21 protein-coding genes are annotated in these 21,637 nt (G+C 64.8%); 15 read left to right on the top strand and 6 right to left on the bottom strand.

Annotation, left to right across the window (positions count from 1 at the left end; all coding sequences use genetic code 11):
• Positions 1–307: 307 nt before the first annotated feature.
• Both CIT37_RS00885 and pncA read left to right on the top strand, forming a co-directional pair.
• Entirely contained in the window at positions 308–1,249 is a 942-nt protein-coding gene (locus CIT37_RS00885) for a hypothetical protein (protein WP_028139410.1), read from the top strand.
• A gap of 305 nt (positions 1,250–1,554) precedes the next feature.
• Positions 1,555–2,280 carry a bifunctional nicotinamidase/pyrazinamidase gene (pncA, locus tag CIT37_RS00890; RefSeq protein ID WP_095424559.1) on the top strand — a complete coding sequence of 242 codons (726 nt, stop codon included), beginning with the start codon at positions 1,555–1,557 and terminating at the stop codon, positions 2,278–2,280.
• Between the two features lie 116 nt (positions 2,281–2,396).
• On the opposite strand, the gene grpE is transcribed toward pncA, so the two are convergent.
• Both grpE and hrcA read right to left on the bottom strand, forming a co-directional pair.
• Positions 2,397–3,014: a nucleotide exchange factor GrpE gene (gene grpE / locus CIT37_RS00895; protein WP_038948645.1), complete on the bottom strand. Its 618-nt coding sequence runs from the start codon at positions 3,012–3,014 to the stop codon at positions 2,397–2,399.
• Between the two features lie 96 nt (positions 3,015–3,110).
• The gene (gene hrcA, locus CIT37_RS00900) at positions 3,111–4,199 is read right to left on the bottom strand and encodes a heat-inducible transcriptional repressor HrcA (protein ID WP_028139407.1); all 1,089 of its coding nucleotides are present in this window, start codon (positions 4,197–4,199) and stop codon (positions 3,111–3,113) included.
• Between the two features lie 181 nt (positions 4,200–4,380).
• Here hrcA and rph point away from each other — a divergent pair, with 181 nt between their 5' ends.
• From rph to hemW, 3 genes are read left to right on the top strand one after another with little or no spacing between them, the layout of a single operon-like run.
• Complete coding sequence (gene rph / locus CIT37_RS00905) at positions 4,381–5,094, top strand: ribonuclease PH (RefSeq protein ID WP_018323503.1); 714 nt, start codon at positions 4,381–4,383, stop codon at positions 5,092–5,094.
• Positions 5,095–5,105: 11 nt separating this feature from the next.
• A complete protein-coding gene (rdgB, locus tag CIT37_RS00910; protein WP_028139406.1) occupies positions 5,106–5,741 on the top strand; it encodes an RdgB/HAM1 family non-canonical purine NTP pyrophosphatase in 636 nt (211 codons plus the stop codon).
• Complete coding sequence (hemW, locus tag CIT37_RS00915) at positions 5,728–6,882, top strand: radical SAM family heme chaperone HemW (RefSeq protein WP_038948647.1); 1,155 nt, start codon at positions 5,728–5,730, stop codon at positions 6,880–6,882. The genes rdgB and hemW overlap by 14 nt, the downstream gene beginning before the upstream one ends.
• Positions 6,883–7,001: 119 nt before the next feature.
• Here the strand turns inward: hemW and CIT37_RS00920 are convergent, their stop codons facing one another.
• Positions 7,002–8,234, bottom strand: a complete 1,233-nt coding sequence (locus tag CIT37_RS00920; RefSeq protein WP_028139404.1) for a penicillin-binding protein activator — start codon at positions 8,232–8,234, stop codon at positions 7,002–7,004.
• Between the two features lie 339 nt (positions 8,235–8,573).
• Here CIT37_RS00920 and rsmI point away from each other — a divergent pair, with 339 nt between their 5' ends.
• The 7 genes from rsmI to CIT37_RS00955 all read left to right on the top strand — a co-directional run bounded on the left by rsmI (position 8,574) and on the right by CIT37_RS00955 (position 15,760).
• Positions 8,574–9,524, top strand: coding sequence for a 16S rRNA (cytidine(1402)-2'-O)-methyltransferase (gene rsmI / locus CIT37_RS00925; RefSeq protein WP_038972286.1), 951 nt, complete (start codon positions 8,574–8,576; stop codon positions 9,522–9,524).
• Entirely contained in the window at positions 9,511–9,912 is a 402-nt protein-coding gene (locus tag CIT37_RS00930) for a YraN family protein (RefSeq protein WP_028139402.1), read from the top strand. Before rsmI ends, CIT37_RS00930 begins: the two co-directional genes overlap by 14 nt.
• Positions 9,913–9,922: 10 nt before the next feature.
• Positions 9,923–10,867 (top strand): glutathione synthase, encoded by a 945-nt coding sequence (gene gshB, locus CIT37_RS00935; RefSeq protein WP_038948653.1) that lies wholly within the window; start codon positions 9,923–9,925, stop codon positions 10,865–10,867.
• A 465-nt stretch (positions 10,868–11,332) separates the two neighbouring features.
• On the top strand, positions 11,333–12,154 hold the full coding sequence (gene cpaB, locus CIT37_RS00940; protein WP_038972285.1) for a Flp pilus assembly protein CpaB: 822 nt from the start codon (positions 11,333–11,335) through the stop codon (positions 12,152–12,154).
• A gap of 13 nt (positions 12,155–12,167) precedes the next feature.
• The gene (locus tag CIT37_RS00945) at positions 12,168–13,685 is read left to right on the top strand and encodes a type II and III secretion system protein family protein (protein WP_038972284.1); all 1,518 of its coding nucleotides are present in this window, start codon (positions 12,168–12,170) and stop codon (positions 13,683–13,685) included.
• Positions 13,686–13,739: 54 nt separating this feature from the next.
• Complete coding sequence (locus tag CIT37_RS00950; RefSeq protein ID WP_028139398.1) at positions 13,740–14,474, top strand: CpaD family pilus assembly protein; 735 nt, start codon at positions 13,740–13,742, stop codon at positions 14,472–14,474.
• A complete protein-coding gene (locus CIT37_RS00955) occupies positions 14,471–15,760 on the top strand; it encodes a CpaE/TadZ family protein (RefSeq protein ID WP_028139397.1) in 1,290 nt (429 codons plus the stop codon). The genes CIT37_RS00950 and CIT37_RS00955 overlap by 4 nt, the downstream gene beginning before the upstream one ends.
• A gap of 21 nt (positions 15,761–15,781) precedes the next feature.
• On the opposite strand, the gene CIT37_RS00960 is transcribed toward CIT37_RS00955, so the two are convergent.
• Both CIT37_RS00960 and CIT37_RS00965 read right to left on the bottom strand, forming a co-directional pair.
• A complete protein-coding gene (locus tag CIT37_RS00960; RefSeq protein ID WP_095424558.1) occupies positions 15,782–16,567 on the bottom strand; it encodes a tetratricopeptide repeat protein in 786 nt (261 codons plus the stop codon).
• A gap of 179 nt (positions 16,568–16,746) precedes the next feature.
• Positions 16,747–16,992, bottom strand: coding sequence for a PilZ domain-containing protein (locus tag CIT37_RS00965; RefSeq protein WP_011083489.1), 246 nt, complete (start codon positions 16,990–16,992; stop codon positions 16,747–16,749).
• A gap of 921 nt (positions 16,993–17,913) precedes the next feature.
• Here CIT37_RS00965 and CIT37_RS00970 point away from each other — a divergent pair.
• Together CIT37_RS00970 and CIT37_RS00975 are read left to right on the top strand one after the other, a co-directional pair.
• Entirely contained in the window at positions 17,914–18,408 is a 495-nt protein-coding gene (locus CIT37_RS00970; RefSeq protein ID WP_095424556.1) for a hypothetical protein, read from the top strand.
• 69 nt (positions 18,409–18,477) lie between these two features.
• Positions 18,478–19,353: a helix-turn-helix domain-containing protein gene (locus tag CIT37_RS00975; protein ID WP_095424555.1), complete on the top strand. Its 876-nt coding sequence runs from the start codon at positions 18,478–18,480 to the stop codon at positions 19,351–19,353.
• 144 nt (positions 19,354–19,497) lie between these two features.
• Here CIT37_RS00975 and CIT37_RS40100 read toward each other — a convergent pair whose 3' ends face one another.
• Positions 19,498–19,896, bottom strand: a complete 399-nt coding sequence (locus tag CIT37_RS40100; protein WP_095424554.1) for a type II toxin-antitoxin system PemK/MazF family toxin — start codon at positions 19,894–19,896, stop codon at positions 19,498–19,500.
• A gap of 141 nt (positions 19,897–20,037) precedes the next feature.
• On the opposite strand from CIT37_RS40100, the gene CIT37_RS00980 reads away from it, so the two are divergent.
• Positions 20,038–21,576 carry a YifB family Mg chelatase-like AAA ATPase gene (locus CIT37_RS00980; RefSeq protein ID WP_095424553.1) on the top strand — a complete coding sequence of 513 codons (1,539 nt, stop codon included), beginning with the start codon at positions 20,038–20,040 and terminating at the stop codon, positions 21,574–21,576.
• Positions 21,577–21,637 lie beyond the last annotated feature (61 nt).

Here is a 21,637-nt window from a genome sequence, read left to right on the forward strand (position 1 = left end):
TTGCGATGATTGAGGCTCATATAGGAGGGGGGGAGGGGCCCGCAAGGACCGAAGCTACGTTTCTGCCGTGAAAACATTGGGTTTTGGACGATGATATCCGGGCTTCACCGCCCTTGCGGGTGAGGAATTATTAACAGGTTCAGGCTTCAGCAAGCCCCCGCTACCGCAAGCCCGCCCACCCTGTTGCCGCAAGCCCAAACCCGGTAAAAGGCGGACCGGCCGGGCAGCCGCCACAGCTGCTTCGCGCGACAATGCGGCCCGGTGGCCGACCATCGAACGGCCTCAATGTGAACCAATCAGAGTGCCCATGAAGCTGATCCGCCCCCTCGCCGCGCTCGCCCTTCTGATCGCCTCCGCGTTTCCGGCCTTCGCCGCCGACGCCGTGTTTCCACCCGGCTTGCGCCTCGGCATGGTGCCGCTGGTCGGTCTCAGCACGGCAAAAACGTTTCCGGGATTCGAGAGCGAGGATGGCAGCGTCAAGGTGTTGATCACCGAGCTGCCGCCGGCAGCCTATGGCGAGGTCGTGAGCGCCTTCAATTCCAATCCGGCCGGCGCTGGCGGCGTCAAGCAGGACAAGATCGAGACGCCCGCGGGCCTCGCTTATTTCACCACCGAAAGCGGCAAGGCCGGCGACACCCCGGTGAAGCGCTATTCGATGATCGTGCCGGGCGCCGGCTTCTCCGGCTACGTCGCGGTGCAGGTCCCGGAGAATGCGACCAAGATCTACACGGATGAGGCGGTGCGGCAGATGTTTGCGACCGCCACTACCCGCAAGCAGGTCTCGGCCGAGGAGCAGATCGCGCTGATGCCGTTCAGGATCACCGATCTCGCCGAATTCAAGGACATCCGCACTCTGGCGCCGGGCTCGAGCATCATCCTGGCGGACGGCGACGAGAGCACCGGTTACGAGTCGAAGCCGTTCATGATCCTCGGCCTGATCGGCGCCACGCCGCAGCAGGCCGACGACCGCGCCCGCTTCGCCCAGGAGGCGGCGCTGCAGATTCCCGGCGTGCGCGAATCGCGCGTCACCATGTCCGAGCCGATCCGCATCAACGGCCAGCAAGGCTTCGAGACCCGGATCGACGGCATCAGCGGCAAGGACAAGGTCCCGGTGACCGTGGTGCAGTGGATCCGCTTCTCGAGCGGAGGCGCCTCGCTGCGCATCATCGCCAGCGCCCCGCGCGACCAGTGGCTGGCCGCCTTCACTCGCTTCCGCGCCGTGCGCGACGGCATCCAGCCGAAGGGGTAGGCCAGAGGCGCTCCAACACACTCGGTGTCGTCCCGGCCTAGCGCGCAATTGCGCGCGGGGGGCCGGGACCCATACCGCGTGATCTCGCGATTGCGGTCGGTCGCAGTACCCACGAAGAGTCTTCGCCAAACTTCTCCCTGGGGGTATGGGTCCCGGATCTGCGCTGCGCTTGTCCGGGACGACAGCGGTGTTGAGGCTGCACGCCCAACCCCTCATCAAACCCGGCCGCATTTTCGGGCTTCTGTTCGTACACGAACGGAACTAGGCTTCGTCTCCGTTGAGTTCATCCGAAGGGGAGGCGAACGATGCTGGATCGGCGACAAGTCTTGGCAATGCTTGGGACGACGGCGCTTGCAACGCTGGCTCCAACCGCACTCCTTGCAGCGGCATCGATCAAGCCGGACGATGCCTCCGCGCTGCTCGTGATCGACGTGCAGAACTGCTTCCTGCCCGGCGGCAGCCTCGCGGTGAAAGAGGGCGAGCAGGTGGTGCCCGTCATCAACAAGATCTCGAAAGCATTTGCGAATGTGGTGATGACGCAGGACTGGCACACGCCGGGCCACATCTCGTTTGCGTCGGTGCATTCCGGCAAGAAGCCGTTCGAGACCGTCGACCTTCCCTATGGCAAGCAGGTGCTGTGGCCCGACCATTGCGTGCAGGGCACCGATGGCGCTTCGCTGTCGAAGGACCTTGCGATCCCGCACGCCGAGCTCATCATCCGCAAGGGCTTTCACAAGGACGTCGACAGCTATTCGGCCTTCCTCGAAGCCGACGGCAAGACCTCGACGGGACTTGCCGGCTATCTGAGGGGACGCAAGATCAAGCGCGTCTTCGTCGCAGGGCTCGCGACGGATTTCTGCGTCGCCTGGACCGCGCTCGACGCGCGCAAGGCTGGCTTCGAGGTCTATGTGGTGGAAGACGCCTGCCGCGGCATCGACACGCAGGGCTCGCTGGCAAAAGCCTGGGCCGATATGGCCAAGGCCGGCGTGAAGCGGATTCAGTCTGCGGATATCGCGAGCGCGCAGGGCTAGATGACTGTCATTCCGGGGCGATGCGAAGCATCGAACTATGGTGCGCCATTGCGCACCTCAGAATCCCGAGATTCCGGGTTTGGCTCTTCGAGCCGCCCCGGAATGACGCAAAAAAATCAGTTCGCCGCGCCGCTCGACTCGTTGTTGTTCGCCGCGGCCGCGGGCTTCGCGCCGCCCTTGGCGACACCGACCAAGGCCGGGCGCAGCACGCGCTCGCCGATGGTGTAGCCGGCCTGCATGATCTGCACCACGGTGCCCGACGGCACCGACGCATCGGGCACTTCGTACATCGCCTGGTGGAAGTTCGGGTCGAACTTCTGGCCCTGCGGATCGAGCTTCTTCACGCCGTGCTTTTCCAGCGCGTTGAGCAGCGAGCGCTCGGTAAGCTCGACGCCTTCGATCAGCGAGATCAGGCCGGGATCGGCCGTGGCGCGGGCCTCGGCCGGAACGGCATCGAGCGCGCGCTGAAGATTATCGGCGATGTCGAGCACGTCGCGGGCAAAGCCGGTGATGCCGTAGAGGCGGGCGTCGGCGACCTCCTTGGTGGTACGCTTGCGCAGATTCTCCATCTCGGCCAGCGTCCGCAGCATGCGGTCACGCGCCTCGGCGGCTTCCTTCTGCAACTGCTCGACCGAGCCGGGCTCGGGATCGTCGGGCATGATGTAGGGTTTTGACACCACGGGCTCGCCGGTCGCGGCAGTCGTGTCTTCGGGTTGCCGGTCTTGCTCGGTCATCGGCTCTAATCTCGAACTCGTTTCCAGGGATTGTTGGCCCGGATATCGTGCCTAAAGCGCCGAAAATCAAGCGCCCGTGATCGGCGGAAACGCCGATCAGCCTCCCAAAAGACGGCTGACGATGCGGGCCGCGTAGTCCACGGTCGGGATCACGCGGGCATAATTCAGCCGGGTTGGCCCGATCACGCCCAAAACACCGACAATATGGCCGGCGGCATCCCGATAGGGCGAGATGATCGTAGAGGAGCCGGACAAGGAAAACAGTTTGTTCTCGGAACCGATGAAGATACGCACGCCCTCAGCGGTCTCGGCACGCCCCAGCAGGTCGATCACGCCGCGCTTGGTCTCGAGATCGTCGAACAGCAGGCGCACCCGTTCCAGATCCTCCAGCGCATGCAGGTCTTCGAGCAGATTGGCGTGGCCGCGGACGATGAGCTGGCGATCCTCGTTCTCGCCGCCGGACCAGCTGGCGATGCCGGCGGAAATCACCTTCTGTGCGAGCTGATCGAGCTCGGCGCGGGCCTCTCCAAGTGCCGTCTCGAGCTCGAGCCGCGCCTCGGCCAGGGTGCGGCCGCGGATGCGCGCATTGAGGAAATTGCCGGCCTCGGTGATCGCCGAGGAGGGAACTCCGGGGGGCAGCGACAGCACGCGGTTTTCGACCTGGCCGTCCTCGCCGACCAGGATCACCAGCGCCTTTTCCGGTTCCAGACGGACGAATTCGATGTGTTTCAGCCGCGCATTGGATTTCGGCGTCAGCACCACCGCGGCGGCGCGGGTCAGGCCCGACAGCCGCGTCAGCGCCTGGTCCAGCGCCGCCTCGACCGATTGCGCCTGGCCGACGGTGGCAAGCTGGCTCTGGATCGACTGCCGCTCGGCCTCGTTGAGGTCGCCGACCTGCATCAGGGCATCGACGAAGAACCGCAGGCCGAGTTCCGTCGGCAGCCGACCGGCGGAGGTGTGCGGGGCGTAGATCAGGCCGAGCTGTTCCAGATCGGCCATGACGTTGCGGACCGAGGCCGGCGACAGCGGCATGGCGATGAGGCGCGAGATATTGCGCGAGCCCACGGGCTCACCGGTCGCGAGGTAACTTTCGACAATTTGACGAAAGATGTCGCGAGAACGCTCGTTGAGCTGGGCGAGGCCTGCGCGCGGCGCGATCAGATGGATCGGATCGTGATGGGCCACAGACGGTAACTCCTCTCAGATGCTCATAATTTGTCCATCCAGGAGGGTTCTGACAAGCGTCGCGTTTGCAGGGTGGAGAACCGGGGGTGAAAAAGCCTTGTCCTTTCCCCTTGCCGCATACCCTCACCCCACCTACAAGCACCGCGAATAGCCCTAACCTGCGAGTTTTGGAGGATTTCCCATGCGGCCAAGCCGCCGTGCGCCCGACGAATTGCGCCCCGTGACGCTGGAGCGCGGCGTGGTCAAATATGCGGAAGGCTCCTGCCTGGTGAAATTCGGCGACACCCATGTGCTGGTCACCGCCACGCTGGAAGATCGCCTGCCGCCGTGGCTGAAGGGCCAGGGCCGCGGCTGGGTCACCGCCGAATATGGCATGCTGCCGCGCGCGACCTCCGAACGCACCCGCCGCGAGGCCTCCGCCGGCAAGCAAAGTGGCCGCACCGTCGAGATCCAGCGCCTGATCGGCCGCTCGCTTCGCACCATCGTCGATCTCGAAGCGCTCGGTGAGCGCCAGATCACGGTCGATTGCGACGTGCTCCAGGCCGACGGCGGCACGCGCACGGCCTCGATCACCGGCGCCTGGGTCGCGCTCGCCGATTGCATCAACTGGATGAAGGCGCGCAACATGATCAAGGCCAATGTGATGCGCGACAACGTCGCTGCGATCTCCTGCGGCATCTACAACGGCACGCCCGTGCTCGATCTCGACTATGCCGAGGATTCGGAAGCCCAGACCGACGCCAATTTCGTCATGACCGGCGACGGCCGCATCATCGAGGTGCAGGGCACCGCGGAACGCGAGCCGTTCACGCAGGACGAGTTCCTGAAGCTGATCGCCCTGGCGCAAAAGGGCATCGCGCGTCTCGTGGACTTGCAGAAACTGGCTGTCGCGTAGTCAATAAGCCCATGCACCGCCGAATCACCGGAAAGCTGGTCATCGCCACCCATAATCCCGGCAAGCTCGCCGAGATGAAGGAGCTGCTCGCGCCGTACGGCATCGAGGCGGTGTCGGCCGGAGAGCTCGGCCTCGGCGAGCCCGACGAGACCGGCAACGATTTCCGCAGCAATGCCGCGATCAAGGCGATCGCGGCAGCGCGGGCGACCAAGCTTCCCGCCTTTGCCGACGATTCCGGCATCGTGGTCGACGCACTCGACGGCGCGCCGGGCATTTTCTCCGCGCGCTGGGCTGGACCTTCCAAGGATTTCGCCGCGGCGATGGCGCAGATCGAGCGCCTGTTGCAGGAGCGCGGCGCCACCACGCCGGACAAGCGCAAAGCGCATTTCGTCTCCGCGCTCTGCGTCGCCTGGCCCGACGATCATCTCGAAGAGGTCGAGGCGCGCGTCGACGGCACGCTGGTCTGGCCGCCGCGCGGCACCGCCGGCTTCGGCTACGACCCGATGTTCCTGCCGGACGGCCACAGCCGCACCTTCGGCGAGATGGACAGCATCGAGAAGCACGGCCTGCCGCCGCTCGGCCTTGGCCTGTCGCATCGCGCCCGCGCCTTCGTGAAACTGGCGGAGATCTGCCTTGAGCCGCGCTAAGGAAGCCTTCGGCGTCTACGTGCACTGGCCGTTCTGCCTGTCGAAATGCCCGTATTGCGACTTCAACAGCCATGTCCGCCACGCTGCGATCGACGAGGCGCGCTTCGCCTCCGCCTTCGCGCGCGAGATCGCAGCCACCGCCGAGCGCTCGCCCGGCCGTGAGGTCACCTCGATCTTTCTCGGCGGCGGCACACCGTCGTTGATGCAGCCCGCAACGGTCGGCGCGGTGCTCGATGCGATCGGCAAGCACTGGACCGTCGCCGGCGATGTCGAGGTGACGCTGGAGGCGAATCCGACCAGCGTCGAAGCCACGCGCTTTGCCGGCTATCGCACCGCCGGCGTCAACCGCGTCTCGCTCGGCGTGCAGGCGCTCGACGATGCCTCGCTGAAAGCGCTGGGCCGCCTGCACAGCGCGCGCGAGGCGCTCGATGCCGTCGCCATAGCGCGCCGCTCGTTCGATCGCTATTCGTTCGATCTGATCTACGCCCGTCCCGACCAGACGCCGGCGATGTGGGCCGATGAGCTGCGTCTCGCCATCGACGAAGCGGCCGAGCATCTGTCGCTCTATCAATTGACGATCGAGGAAGGCACGCCGTTCTTCGGCCTGCACCAGGCCGGCAAATTGAAGACGCCGGACGAAGCGGTGGCGCGCGCGCTTTACGACGTCACGCAGGAGACCTGCGACAAGCTCGGGCTGCCCGCCTACGAGATCTCCAATCACGCACGGCGCGGCGCCGAGTGCCGGCACAATCTGGTCTATTGGCGCGGCGAGGAATATGCCGGCATCGGCCCCGGCGCGCATGGCCGGCTCGACATCGACGGCGTCAGGCACGCCACCGCCACCGAGAAGCGTCCCGAGGCCTGGCTGATGCGGGTCGAGACCAATGGCCATGGTGTCGTCACCGACGATCTGCTCAACAGCGAAGAGCGCGCCGACGAATTTTTGCTGATGGGACTGCGCCTCGCCGAAGGCATCGACCCCGAGCGCTACAAAGCCCTCTCCGGCCGCCCGCTCGATCCCAAGCGCATCGCGCTGCTGCGCGAGGAAGGCGCGATCACGGTGGATGCGACGGGCCGCTTGCGCGTGACGAGCAGCGGTTTTCCGGTGCTGGATGCAGTGGTCGCGGATCTCGCGGCATAACGCGCTGCCGTAGGGTGGGCAAAGCGAAGCGTGCCCACGAATTCCATGCGATTAGCTGAGAGATGGTGGGCACGGCGCGAAGCGCGCCTTTGCCCACCCTACGGCACTGTCGTCCCGAACTACGCCCCAAAACTCTTCGGCGAGCCCGCGACGGCAACGCCGCCACCCTGGGTCACCTTCATCACCGCAAGCCCGCGCTCGTTGGTGCCGTCCGCACGGAAACGAAACAGGCCGTCGATGCCGGCAAAGCCGGACGGATTGGTCAGTACGTCGGACGAGAAGCGCGTGGTGCCTTGCGTGCGCGCCAGCGCGGCGACGAGGGCGACCGCGTCATAGGCCAGCGTTGCCGTGCGAATCGGTTCGGCGCCGTATTTGGTGCGGTAGCGGCCGGAGAAGGCGCGGAAGCCGGCCGGGTCGGGCGCGGCATAGAGGCCGCCTTGCAAGCTCGCATTCGCATAAACCCGCGGATTGTCCCACAGGCCGGTGCCGAGCAACTGGATGTTGCGTAAGTTCGCGCCCGCCGCGGTCATCGCATCTGCGACCGTCACCACGGCATCGCCGTCATCGGCAATGAACAACGCATCCGCGCTGCCGAGTTGCTGCGCCACGGTGCGCGCCGGCGTGGCGCGATCGGCGCCGTATTTTTCGAACGAGACGATGCGCCCGCCGCGGCGCGGCACGGCCGCTTTCACCGCGGCCTCGACGACATTGCCATAGGCATTGTCGGGCACCAGCACGGCGACGGAGCGCTTTCCGATGCTGGCGGAATATTCGACGATGCGGTTGACGTCGGACTCCGGCAGGAAGGAGAGCAAATAGACGCCGCGGCCGGCGATGCTGGAATCGGTCGAGAACGCCATCACGGAAATGCCGCGCGTGCGCGCGACTTGCGCCACCGCCGGCACCGATTGCGCGAACAGCGGTCCCAAAATGATCTCGGCGCCTTCGTCGACGGCCTGCTGCGCGGCGCCCTGCGCGCCTTGCGGGCTGCCATTGTCATCCTTGATCAGCAGCTGGATGTTCGGGTTCTGGAACTCGGCCAGCGCCATCTCGGCGGCGTTGCGCATGGATTGCGCGGCCAAGCCGGCATTGCCGGCGGCCGAGAGCGGCAGAATCACGGCGACCTTCACGCCGCCGGTGCCGGCGGTCGTCGCCTGTTGCGGGGGACCTGCGGGCTGAGCCGGCGGCGTCGAGTTCGAGAAGGGGTTGGAAAACTGGCTCAGGCTCTGCTGCACGCCGGCGCAGGCCGACAGCAGTGGCGTGCCGAGCAACAGGCCGAGCGCGCTCCGGCGGGTCGCCCCTGACATCAGGGACCCCGGAACGGGAGATTTTGGATAACGCGGGCCCACCATTTCAGCTTCTCTTCTGACCCGTCGGCGCCGGCGGGTCACGACATTCTTTCCACGACACAAGCCACGGATTCAGGCATATTGTCGGCAAATAGTTAACCGAAACAAAAGGATAATAGCCGCTTAACGCGGCCGCCTTGCTGTCCCGGCAGCTATTTGCCCTCGCTCATTCAGCATCAAGGCGGCGTTTCGGTCGCGAATATGGCGCGAGAGCCCTCACGCCCTCTCGGCGTGATCCTGGATCGATCACATTCCCGTCCGTTCCTCGCCCCTCACCTCGGCGCGATCTTTTTCGGCGAACCGGTTCCCAGCCCTGCGGATCGTGCCTAAGTTGACTTCATTATGCGCGCAAAGCCGGTCCCGATAAATACGCCTGAAGCTCAAGACGCCGCCTCGCGCGGTTTCTGCATCGATGCCCATCGGCTTGCGGCGCCGAAGGCGGCACCGGGCCTCCATCTGGTCGCAACCCCCATCGGCAATCTCGGCGACATCACGCTGCGGGCGCTCCAGACCCTCGCCGGCGTCGATGTCATCGCCTGCGAGGACACCCGCATCACCCGGCGCCTGACCGAGCGCTACGCCATCGCCGCGCAGCTCAAGCAATATCACGAGCACAATGCGGAAGCCGCGCGCCCGAAAATCCTGGAGGCGCTGGGGCAGGGCGGCTCGATTGCGCTGGTCTCCGACGCCGGCACGCCGCTGATCTCCGATCCCGGCTTCAAGCTGGTGCGCGAGGTCTGCGCCGCCGGCCATGCGGTGTATGCCCTGCCCGGCCCGTCCTCGGTGCTGGCGGCGCTGTCGGTGGCGGCACTGCCGACCGACCGCTTCTTCTTCGAAGGCTTTTTGCCGGCGAAATCCGCCGCGCGAAAGGCGCGCTTGACCGAACTCGCGCGCATCGATGCGACGCTGGTGATGTTCGAATCCGGCAACCGCGTGCAGGACACGCTGGCCGAGCTCGCCGAGATCATGGGGGCGCGCGAGGCCGCGATCTGCCGCGAGCTGACCAAGCTGCACGAGGAGATCTCGCGCGCTCCGTTGAGCCAGCTGGCGCGCGAGGCCGATACGCTGGAGACGCGCGGCGAGTTCGTGCTGGTGATCGCGCCGCCGGCGGCCGACGCCGAGATGCTGACGTCGGATGCGCTGGACGGTCTGTTGCGCGAGCAACTTGCCGCGCACAGCGTCAAGGATGCCGTCGCGCACGCGGTCGCGCTCTCGGGCCGGCCGCGCCGCGAGGTCTATGCTCGCGCGCTCGAGCTCGCCAAGGACTTAAGGGGCGGCGATGGCGAAGACTGAGGTCCCGGTGGAGCCGAAGGTCGCCTCGCCCGAGCGCGTCGCCGCGTTCCACACCGGCATCTCCGCGGAGAGTCGCGCCGCGGCCTATCTCATGGCCAAGGGCTATCGCATCCTGGCCAAACGCTACCGCACCCCGCATGGCGAGATCGACATCGTGGCGCGCCGCCGCAATCTGATCGCTTTCGTCGAGGTCAAGGCGCGGGCCACGCTGGATGACGCGGCCTTCGCCGTGACGCCGCGCCAGCAGCAGCGCATCATCGACGCCGCGCAAGGCTGGCTCGTGGCGCATCCCGAGCATGCCGAATTCGAATTGCGATTCGACGCCATGCTGATTGCGCCGCGCTCACTTCCGCGCCATGTGTTGGCGGCATTCGACGCCTCGACCTGAAAGGCAGACCATGAAACTGAACGTCGCCGTCCAGATGGACCCCATCGCCCGCATCAACATCAAGGGCGATTCCACCTTTGCGCTGCTTCTGGAGGCGCAGAAGCGCGGCCACGGCCTGTCCTATTATACGCCCGACAAGCTCTCGATGGTCGGCGAGGAGATCGTGGCTCCGGTTCAGCTCCTGACCGTGCGCGACGAGCCGGGCGATCACTTCACGCTCGGCGAGCCCAGGCGCGAGGCGCTGAACGGCTTTGACGTGGTGCTGCTGCGCCAGGACCCGCCGTTCGACCTCGCCTACATCACCTCGACACATCTTCTGGAGCGCATCCATCCGAAGACGCTGGTGGTCAACGATCCCGCCTCGGTGCGCAACGCGCCGGAAAAGCTGTTCGTGATGAATTTTCCGCAGCTGATGCCGCCGACGCTGATCTCGCGCGACTTAGATGAGATCAACGCGTTCCGCGACAAGCACGGCGCCGTCGTCATGAAGCCGTTGCATGGCCATGGCGGCGCAGCGGTGTTCCGCGTGATGCCGCAGGACATGAATTTCGGCTCGCTCTTCGACATGTTCTCGGTGACGTTCCGGGAGCCCTGGGTGATCCAGCAATTCATCCCCGAGGTGAGGCACGGCGACAAGCGCATCATCCTGGTCAACGGCGAGTTCGCCGGCGCCGTCAACCGCGTGCCGGCCGCCGACGACCTCCGCTCCAACATGGTGCGCGGCGGCGCGGCGCAGGAGACCGAGCTCACCCCGCGCGAGCGCGAGATCTGCGCCACCGTCGGTCCGGCGCTACGCGAGCGCGGCCTGTTGTTCGTTGGCATCGACGTCATCAACGGCAACCTCACCGAGATCAACGTCACCTCGCCGACGGGCATCCGCGCTATCGCGCGCCTCGGTGGCCCGGATGTTGCGGCGAAGGTCTGGGACGTGATCGAACAGAAGCGGGCGAAGTAGCACTCTGCAATGATGACGTTGCGGAGCGCGCGAACTCTCCTCAGCGTCGTCCCGGCGAACGCCGGGACCCATACCGCGGAATCTATCCGGGGAGCTTGGTCGCGGTACCGGGCGCTCAATCTTCGTCAAGCTGCTCCCTGGGGTTATGGGTCCCGGCGTTCGCCGGGACGACACCGATGTTATGGAGCGCGCTGCGATCTCATTGGCATGATCGCACCCACACACCACTAACCACCCATTCACCATGACGCCGCGCATGTCATTCGAACGGACGTTCCGTACTGCGTGAATCTACGGGGCTGCTGGCCGACCGGATAACGCCGCGTTCACCATCTGCCGAAAACCAGCATCGAGGCCGGCCATCGCATTCGGCCTCGCAACACCCCTTATACTTTTACTCCCTACTCATCGACACGGGGAACCCGCCAGGTGCGGTTCGAGTGCCCCGCGTAAGAGTAGAAGCGTATGAATACCGCACGCATTGTCGTTCTCGTCATCGCGCTGGGCGCCGGTGGTGTCGCTGCGTATCTGGCGAGCGGCTTCGACAACAAGCCCGCGCCCGTCCTGCCCGTCGCCGAGAAGCTGCCGACCGTCGAGGTCCTCGTCGCCAAGTCCGACATCGGGCTCGGCCAGGCCGTGAAGCCCGAGGACCTGCAATGGCAGGCCTGGCCGGCAGCGACCGCGAGCAGCGCCTTCATCCGCCGCGACAGCAGGCCCGAGGCGCAGACCCAGATTGCCGGCTCGATCGCCCGCGTCCCCCTGATGCAGGGCGAGCCGATCCGCGAGCAGAAGCTGGTCAAGGCCGACGGCTCCGGCTTCATGGCCGCGATCCTGCCCGCCGGGATGCGCGCCGTTTCCACCGAGATTTCAGCCGAGACCGCCGCTGGCGGCTTCATCCTTCCGAATGACCGCGTCGACATCGTCCTGACTCGCCGTCTGAAGAACCCCGACGGCGCCAACAACAACGGTCCGACCGGCGGCAACGACCTCGTCCTGTCCGAGGTCATCCTGACCAACATCCGCGTGCTCGCGATCGACCAGGCGCCGAAGGAGAAGGACGGCCAGAACGCCGTCGTCGGCAAGACCGTCACGCTCGAGCTTCGGCCCGACCAGGTCGCAGTGCTCGCAGCCGCGCGCCAGGGCGGCACGCTCCAGCTCGCGCTGCGGAGCATCGTCGATGCCAACGCAGTCGACGGCACGCCCGAGGACCAGGGGATCAAGCGTGCGGGCGGCGTGAACGTGATCCGTTACGGGGTGCAGGCACGGCAATTGACGTCACAGAAGTGATGATGGGGATAGCATGAACTACGGGGATGATCGGATGGGCCTGCGCCTTCGGGGGAAGCGCACGCGCTCGTTCTGGACGGGGACGATGCTGGTGCTGGGGCTGCTCGCAGCCCCCGACCTGGTCAGCGCGACGGATGCGCCGGTCGGCGACCAGGCGCCGATGCGGGCACCGGATCTCGGCGTGTCGTCGGTCGGGACCATCGCGTCGGCGAAGACGCGTTTTCTCTCGCTTGGCGTCGGCAAATCCGTCGTCATCGACCTGCCGCGCGAGGTCAAGGACGTGCTGGTGGCCGATCCCAAGATCGCCAATGCAGTGATCCGCTCGGCCCAGCGCGCCTATATCATCGGCGGCCAGGTCGGCCAGACCAACGTCGTGTTCTTCACCGCCGACGGCCAGCAGGTCGCCTCCTATGACATCGCAGTGAAGCGCGACCTCAACGGCATGCGCGCGGCCCTGCGCCAGTCGCTGCCGGGCGTCCAGATCGAAGGCGTCGGCGACAGCGTGATGCTGACCGGATCGGTGTCGAGCCCAGTCGAGGCCCAGCAGGCCGGCGAGGTCGCCGCAAAACTGGTCGGCGGCTCGGACAAGGTCGTCAACAGCATCGTCGTGCGCGGCCGCGACCAGGTGATGCTCAAGGTCGTCGTCGGCGAAGTGCGCCGCGACATCGTCAAGCAGCTCGGCGTCGATCTCAGCGCCAGCCTGAACGCCGGCACCGCGGTGGTGAATTTCAACAATTCCAACCCGTTCTCGGTCTCGGGCGGACCGATCGTCGGCAGCAACGGGCTCGGCGTCGCCGGCCTCGCCAAGGGCGTCGCCACCGTCAGCGCCACCATGCGCGCGATGGAAAGCGCCGGCGTCATGCGCACGCTCGCCGAACCGAGCCTGACCGCGATCTCGGGCGAATCCGCCACCTTCATCGCCGGCGGCGAATTCCCGATCCCGGCAGGCTATTCCTGCGATCCGGTCACCCACGTCTGTACCACCCAGGTCACCTACAAGAAGTTCGGCATCTCCCTGAACTTCACTCCCGTCGTGCTCAGCGAAGGTCGCATCAGCCTGCGCGTGATGACCGAGGTCTCGGAGCTGTCGAATACGAATTCGATCACGTTGACGCAGGCGGTGTCCTCGACCTCGAGCAACTCGATCACCATCCCCTCGATCCAGACTCGCCGCGCCGAGACGACGCTGGAAATTCCCTCGGGCGGCTCGATGGCGATGGCCGGCCTGATCCAGCAGCAGACCAAGCAGGCGATCAACGGCCTGCCCGGCGTCGACCAGGTGCCGATCATCGGCGCGCTGTTCCGCAGCCAGGACTTCGTCAACAACGAGACCGAGCTGATGGTGATCGTGACGCCCTATGTGGTGCGCGCGGTCGCCCAGAAGGAATTGGCGCGGCCCGACGACGGCTTCGCGCCGGCCTCGGACGCGCAGACCGCACTGCTCGGCCGCATGAACCGCCTCTATGGCATCGCGCGTCGCGTCGATCCGATCGCCGGCGCGCCCGGCGATTTCGGCTTCATCATCGACTGAGACGAACGGACGGCTGGGGAACGGGGCAGGAATCGGGCAAGAGGGGACGAAGCGATGACGAAGACCACAGCCGATCGACGTCGCAATCTAGGCGTCGCGCTGGCACTGACGGGGCTCTCCGTCATGCTGGGCGCCTGCAACACCACCGGCGAGATCGTCACCCAGACGGTGCCGACCGACTATCGCCAGCGCCACCCGATCGCGGTGCAGGAAGGCAAGAAGTCGATCGTGATCTTCGTCGGCAAGGCGAGGGGCGGCCTGTCGGCCGCGCAGCATTCGGACGTCGCGGGCATCGCCCGGGACTGGGTGCGCGAAGGCACCGGCTCCGTCGTCGTCGACGTTCCCGTCGACGCTGCGAATTCGCGCGCGGCGGCTGCGACCTATCGGGAAATCCGTTCCGTGCTCGCATCCGGCGGCGTGCCGTCGCGTGCCATCGTCCAGCATCCCTATCGCCCTGAAGATCCCGGGCTGCTGCCCACCATCCGCCTGAGCTATTCGAAGATCGCCGCGGTCGCCGGCCCCTGCGGGCTGTGGCCGGAAGACCTCGGCCCCAACATCCTCGATCCCGGCTACAACGAGAACCGGCCCTACTTCAATCTGGGCTGCGCCAGCCAGCGCAATCTCGCCGCGATGATCGACAATCCGGCCGACCTCGAGCAGCCGCGATCCGAGACGCCGGCCTATACCGCGCGGCGCGACATCGCCTTTGATCGCTACCGCAAGGGCACTGCGATCTCGACTCCCAATTCCGAGGCCGACAGGGCCAAGCTCAGCGACACAGGCAAATGACGGGCATCCACGACGAAGAAGCGGACGATCCGCAGCACCCCGAGGAACACATTGCGCCGGTTCCCCGCATTTCGGTGCAGGCCTTTTGCGAGACCGAGAAGACGCTGGCCGCGGTAACCGCGGCCGGGCAGGACCGCCGGCTCGCCAAGGCGCACCTCACCGCCAAGGACGGTGGCCTTGCCGCGGCGATCGAAGTCTATGAATCGATGCCGACGCCGAACGTGATCGTGATCGAATCCGACGGCACGCGCGACATCCTCGAGGGACTGGACGACCTCGCCGGCGTCTGCGACCCCGGCACACGCGTGGTCGTGATCGGCAATCCCAACGACACCGCGCCCTATCGCGAGCTGGTGCGCCGCGGCGTCAACGATTATGTGGTGGGACCGGTTGAAACCCTCGACGTCGTCCGCTCCATCTGCAGTCTGTTCTCGGCCTCCGAGGCCATCATCACCGGCCGCGTCATCGCGGTGGTCGGCGCCAAGGGCGGCGTCGGCGCCTCCACCGTCGCGCACAATTTGGCCTGGACCATTGCGCGTGACCTCGCGCTCGATTCCGTCGTGATCGACCTCGACCTCGCCTTCGGCACCGCGGGCCTCGACTACAACCAGGACCCGGTGCAGGGTATCGCCAACGCGGTGCTGTCGCAGGACCGGCCGGACACGGCGCTGATGGAGCGCCTGCTCTCCAAATGCACCGAGCGCCTCAGCCTGCTCGCGGCGCCTGCCACCCTCGACCGCGTCTACGATTTCGGCGCCGAAGCTTTCGACGCCGTGTTCGACACGCTGCGCATGACCACGCCCTGCATCGTGCTCGACGTTCCCCACCAATGGTCCGGCTGGACGCGGCGCGCGCTGGTGAACGCCGACGACATCGTCATCGTGGCCGAGCCCGATCTCGCCAATTTGCGCAACACCAAGAACATGCTGAGCGTGCTGAAGGCGGCGCGGCCGAACGACCGGCCGCCGCTGTATTGCATCAACCAGGTCGGCATGCACAAGCGCGCGGAGATCGAGGTCAAGGCGTTCGCCAAGACCATGGAAAGCCAGCCGATCGCGGTGATCCCGTTCGATTCAAAGCTGTTCTCCACCGCCGCCAATAACGGCCAGATGATCGCGGAGGTCTCCAAGAACCACCGCACCACCGAGCTGTTCCAGAACATGGCGAACCGCCTCGCCGGCCGCGGCGAGGTGAAGAAGCCGAAGCGCTCGCTGCTCGGACCGCTGCTGAAGAAGTTGAAGGGCAAGTCAAGCCGCAACTCGGCGCCGCATCGCAAGGCGTCGTAAGCGTACACCAAAAGGGGCGGACTACTTGTCCGCCCGCTGCTGCTTCTTCGCCAGCAGCTGCCGCAGCGCCGCGACCTTGGCCGCGGCCTGGTCCGGCGGCAAATCTGCCTTCACGAGGATTTCGGCCTCGGCCTCGCGGCCCTGCAATCCCAGCACGAGCGCGAGATTGGCGCGGACCCGCGCATCGTTCTGATTGCGCTGATAAGCGCGGCCGAGCACCTGTTCGGCCTTCGGCAGATTGTTTTGCAGCATATAGGACAGGCCGAGATTGGACAGCACGGTCGGCTCGTCCGGCACGATCTTCAACGCCGCGGCATAATATTGCTGCGCCTCCTCGTTGCGGCCGAGCTGATCGAGCGCCGCACCTTGCGCCGACAGGATGCGCCAGTCCGGATCCTCCGGCGCATGCGCGCGGCTGAGGACGTCGAAGGCCTGCTGGAAATTGCCGCTGTCGGCGAGCGCGCGGCCATAGCCGGCGAGCAGCGCCTTGTTGCTGGGATGGGCGAGCACCGCCTGCTCCATGACCGCAACCGCCTGCGCGCGCTGGCCGGTCTCGCGCAGCGCCTTGCCGTAGGCGAGCGCAACGTTGGGATCACTGGGCTTGGCGCGATAGCGCTCGCGCAACGCATCCATGTCGGACCTGGCGTCAGCCTTGGCGTCGGCCTTGACAGCCGTTTCCGATCTAACGCCAAGCGCGCCGGTCACATCCTCGATGCCGGCGGTCTGGCAGCCACCGAGGACAAGCACCAGGAGTGCGGGAAGCAGCAATCTCGCCGGGGAAGAGGCGAGGGACGAACGCTTGGACATACTCTGATCACTCGGCAACTGATCAGAGATGCTTACCGATTAACGCTAAAGTCCCGTTAAGGACGCGGCCTGTGTGACCTCAAAGCATGATCCGGAAAGTGCGCAGCGGTTTTCCGGAAAGATCATGCTTAAACAACAACCTAAAGCGCGATGACGATTGGTCCTCATCGCATCGCGCTTTAGTCGGTGAACTCGGCACCGAATTCGCAGCCGATCCGCCAGCGCAGGCGGCATTGGCGGGAATAGTCGGGTGCGAAGATGATGGTGAATTGCGGCGGCACTTCAAGGAATTCCGCCACCACTTTCACGCCGCCATCCGAGATATCGGTGATCGTGCAGTCCCGCGGCAGCGAGCCCGCGCCAAAATGGATCTTGGCGAGCCGGCTGCACACCCGACGTTCGCTTCTCCGGCGATTTGCAAGCATTTGAATTGTTCACCCGTTAGACCACGGCCCATCCCGCAGCCTCAGGAGTAGCGGACATTCGTTGGAATGTGCTGAGGACAGAAGCCGGCATTCGAGGCTTAGTGTCGGCGTGGCGTTTACGATTGGTTAGGGCTTGCTCGCCCTCCGGGATCGTTCCCGTATTGTTCTTGCGGAGAAGGGGTAATGGGTCCGTTCAATTGTGACGTTTTTGGTCGCCACCTAGCGGATCGCGCGGGGTAGGCGCATATTCTGCATGACCGCTCATGCAGGAGATCGCCGTGGCGAAGCGCCCGACAGACCCCAACCAACTCGCCAAGAAAGTCATCGGTATAGCTACCGGCGAGGAAACAGACGATCATACAAGGGAGAAGGATCCGGCGGCGGTGGCTCTTGGCCGGCGCGGGGGTCTGAAGGGTGGGAAGGCCCGCGCGGCTAGTCTGTCGCCTGAGCAGCGAAGCGAGATCGCGAGGCGGGCCGCGCAATCTAGATGGCGGCGCGATTCTTAAGAGTCTGGAAATAATCGCTTTTTGACTCTGGCGGCTAAATCATTGCGACTCCTAGCGGAATCGCGAAAGACAGTTTGACTTCATGGGGGGAAAACAATATAAAAACAAACAAGGGGCGGATTTTTCCGCCCCCAGGTTGTCATGATATTCCAACCCTCGGTTGGAGACGGGTTGCAGCCCTCTCCATTTCTCTGCCGAAGCTCAGGTGGATAGACACGACTTCCTCGATCTTCTCCCGGCGGGACACCCCCGCTGGTTGGTTTCAGAGCCACACACGGCCACCCGAATCGGGTGGCCGTTGTCGTTTCCGACGCCAGTTCCTTACCATATCTCAGATACAATACAAAGCTCCTGTTGAAAGAATCTTCGCGGGCAGCTAATACGACCTGTATCAGAACACAGGAGGAACATACTCGTGGCCGACAGCGCGCTAGAGAATGCAGAGCGGCGGCGCGATGCTCTTGCCGGCGAAATCAATGCTCTCCAACAGGAGATCGAGACGAAACGCAAGGAATTGGAACGGGTTAAGCAGTTCATTTCTGACTATATGGCTTTTTCCTCCCCGACTGGCGAACTGCAATTCACGCTCAAGCCGCCGCCAGCGCCAGTAGCCAAGAAGGGCAAGCAAACGGCCAATCCGGATCGAAAAATCGTAGGGGATCATGTCGAGCGGCTGTTGCGGAAATTGGGGCATCCGATCCCGCGCGATGACTTGTTCATGGCCCTAAAGCTTGATGGCGTCGAGATCGTGGGCAAAGACGCACTGATGGTGCTCAGCACCATGATGTGGCGGATGCAGGAGCGGTTCGTCCGTATTCCTGGCAAGGGCTATTGGCTGAAATGGGAACCGTGCCCTGCCGTGGGCTACATTCCGCCGCCAGCTCCGTTGATGCCACCAGACTACAAATAGCTCCATACGAATATGGTTAATGGAATCTAATGCTTGACCGCTCAAGCATACGGCCGTATATTCCCTGCCATGAACAAGCTCGACAAAGCCGAACGCGCGAAAATCCTCACGCTTCTCTGTGAAGGGATGAGCATCCGAGCCATCTCGCGCGTGACTGGAGCCGGCAAGAACACCATCCTTCGCTTGCTCATCGACGCCGGTCGCGCATCGGCAGGGTATCAGGACCGAGTTCTTCGGAACCTGCCCTGCAAGCGAGTGCAGGTTGATGAGGTCTGGTCTTTTGTGCGGGTGAAAAGCCGCAACGTCGCCAAGGCGAAGGTTGCTTCGGCTGACGCTGGCGATGTCTGGACTTGGACTGCGCTCTGCGCCGATACCAAGCTGCTGGCGAGCTTCTACGTTTCTGATCGCTCATACGGCGCCGCCAAGGAATTTATCGGCGATCTCAGCGAGCGCCTTTCGCACCGTATCCAACTGACGAGCGATGGCCATAAAGCTTACGTGCAGGCTGTTGTCGATGCCTTCGGCACCGACATCGACTATTCAATGTTGATAAAGAAGTACGGACAGGACTACGGCGGGAGCGCGCCAGAGCGGCGGTATAGCCCCGCCGTGTGCATAGGCATCGAAAAAGATGCAATCATCGGAAGCCCTGACATGGCGCACGTCAGCACGTCCTTTGTGGAGCGCCAGAACTTGACGATGCGAATGTCAATGCGCCGCTTCACCCGCTTAACCAATGGCTTCTCTAAGAAAATCGAGAACCATGCTTGTGCAGTCGCATTGCACTCCATGTTCTACAACTTCGTTCGTGTCCATCAGACGCTTAAGACGACACCGGCAAAGGCTGCTGGCGTCACGCTGCGGGTCTGGACCATGGCGGACATGGTTGACATGATCGAGGCTTGGGAAGCGCGTGAGGCGCGTCAAATACGGCTAGCCGCATAGAAAAAGCCCCACCCGTTAGGGTGAGGCTTTTTGTTTGGGGCCGGTATGCGCCTCGCCGTAAGAAGGCAACACCCTCGCCCCGACAGGTCCCCGAAGGGATAGACCTACAATATGTCCCCACGAAACTAATTTTTCAATAAGGAACTAGGGGAACCCCAAGGCGTGTTTTAGTCCCTCTTCAACCTTTTTTAGATCGTTCGCATCTAGCGACTCTCCTGAATAGTTCCCGTGACCTATGAAAACACGGGTTAATCTGGAGTGCGAAACGTTCATTATTGCGGTGCAAACCGCCCAGGTATCCACGGTCAGGGTCTCATACTTTCCGGCAGCGAAAGGAACGTCAGCCGGGGTAGCGGCGTGGGGCGCAGTCGCGGAAAATGGCACGACCAAACATCGGCCCGGACCAGCTCCGTGGCGATGATTATAAGACCGAGGCGAAACGACGACCGCCCGTCTAACCTTGTCTATCTCCGGCGAAACTCTCGCCATGTCATAATCACAAATCAGAATGCGGCCCCGTTCGGGCACAAAATTTATAGGCATACGATTCCCCCGCGAGCGGAGTATCGGTTGTGCTACCCTCCAAACGCAAGCCTACGTTCGTCACAATTGAACGGACCCATTACCGGAGAAGGTCCGTCTCTGCTACCCCTAATTGTGCGAGAGGGGCAGGCTGGTTTGAGCATGGTTCAGCGGGTTTCCACCGTCGCCTTCGAGGGGATCGAGGCCCGTGCGGTCGACGTGCAGGTGCAGGTCGCGCCGGGCCTGCCGGCATTTGCCATCGTCGGCCTGCCGGACAAGGCGGTGTCGGAGGCGCGCGAGCGGGTGCGCTCGGCGCTGATCGCCTCAGGGTTGGCGCTGCCGGCGCGGCGGATCATCGTCAACCTGGCGCCGGCCGACCTCCCGAAGGAAGGCAGCCATTACGACCTGCCGATTGCACTAGGCTTGATGGCGGCGATCGGCGCGATCCCGCCGGATGCGCTGACCGGCTTCACCGTGCTCGGCGAGCTCGGCCTCGACGGCTCGATCGCGCCCGTGGCCGGCGTTCTTCCCGCCGCGTTCGGCGCCAATATGCGCGAGGAAGGGCTGATCTGCCCGGCCTCGTGCGGCTCCGAAGCGGCATGGGCGAGCCCGGACATCCAGATCATCGCGGCGAGCTCGCTGATCCAGATCGCCAATCACTTCAAGGGCACCCAGGTGCTGTCGCGGCCGTCACCGAAGGTGCATGAGCCCGCCGCCTCCACGCTCGACCTGCGCGACATCAAGGGCCAGGAAAGCGCCAAGCGCGCGCTGGAGATCGCGGCCGCCGGCGGGCATCATTTGCTCATGATCGGGGCGCCCGGCGCCGGCAAATCGATGCTCGCGGCGCGCCTGCCCTCGATCCTGCCGCCGCTGTCACCGAGCGAACTGCTCGAGGTCTCGATGATCGCCTCCGTTGCCGGCGAAATCGAGGGCGGCGCGCTGACGGCCAAGCGGCCGTTCCGCTCGCCGCATCATTCCGCGAGCATGGCCGCGCTCACCGGCGGCGGCATGCGCGCAAAGCCCGGCGAGATCTCGCTGGCACATCAGGGCGTGCTGTTCCTCGACGAATTGCCGGAGTTCGATCCGCGCGTGCTGGATTCGCTCCGGCAGCCGCTGGAGAACGGCGAGGTCGCGGTGTCGCGCGCCAATCATCGCGTCACTTACCCTGCCCGCTTCATGCTGGTCGCGGCGATGAATCCGTGCCGCTGCGGCAACGCGTTCGAGCCGGGCTATGCCTGCAAGCGCGGCCGCGTCGACCGCTGCACCGGCGACTACCAGGCGCGCATCTCCGGCCCGCTGATGGACCGTATCGACCTGCGCATCGAAGTTCCTGCCGTGACCGCAGCCGACTTGATCCTGCCGCCCCCGGCGGAAGGCTCCGCCGAAGTCGCCGCCCGCGTGGCGGCAGCGCGCGACATCCAGCTCGCGCGTTATGCCGATGCCGGCCTGCCCCGTGTCCGCACCAATGCCGAGGCTCCTGCCTCTGTGCTGGAGGAGATCGCAAAGCCGGACGCGCAGGGCCAGAAGCTGCTGCGCGACGCCGCCGAGACCATGCGGCTGTCGGCGCGCGGCTATCACCGCGTGCTGCGGGTGGCGCGCACGCTGGCGGACCTCGATCGCGCCGACAAGATCGGCCGGCTGCATCTCGCCGAAGCGCTGTCCTACCGCGCACTCGCGGAGGATGTGCGCCAGATGGCTTGATCATTCCGCGCATCAACCCGGCGGTAACGAGTTTCCTTTACGCTCTGCAAACCATAAGGCC

It is taken from the genome of Bradyrhizobium ottawaense (assembly GCF_002278135.3).
GTDB classification, from domain to species: Bacteria; Pseudomonadota; Alphaproteobacteria; order Rhizobiales; family Xanthobacteraceae; genus Bradyrhizobium; species Bradyrhizobium ottawaense.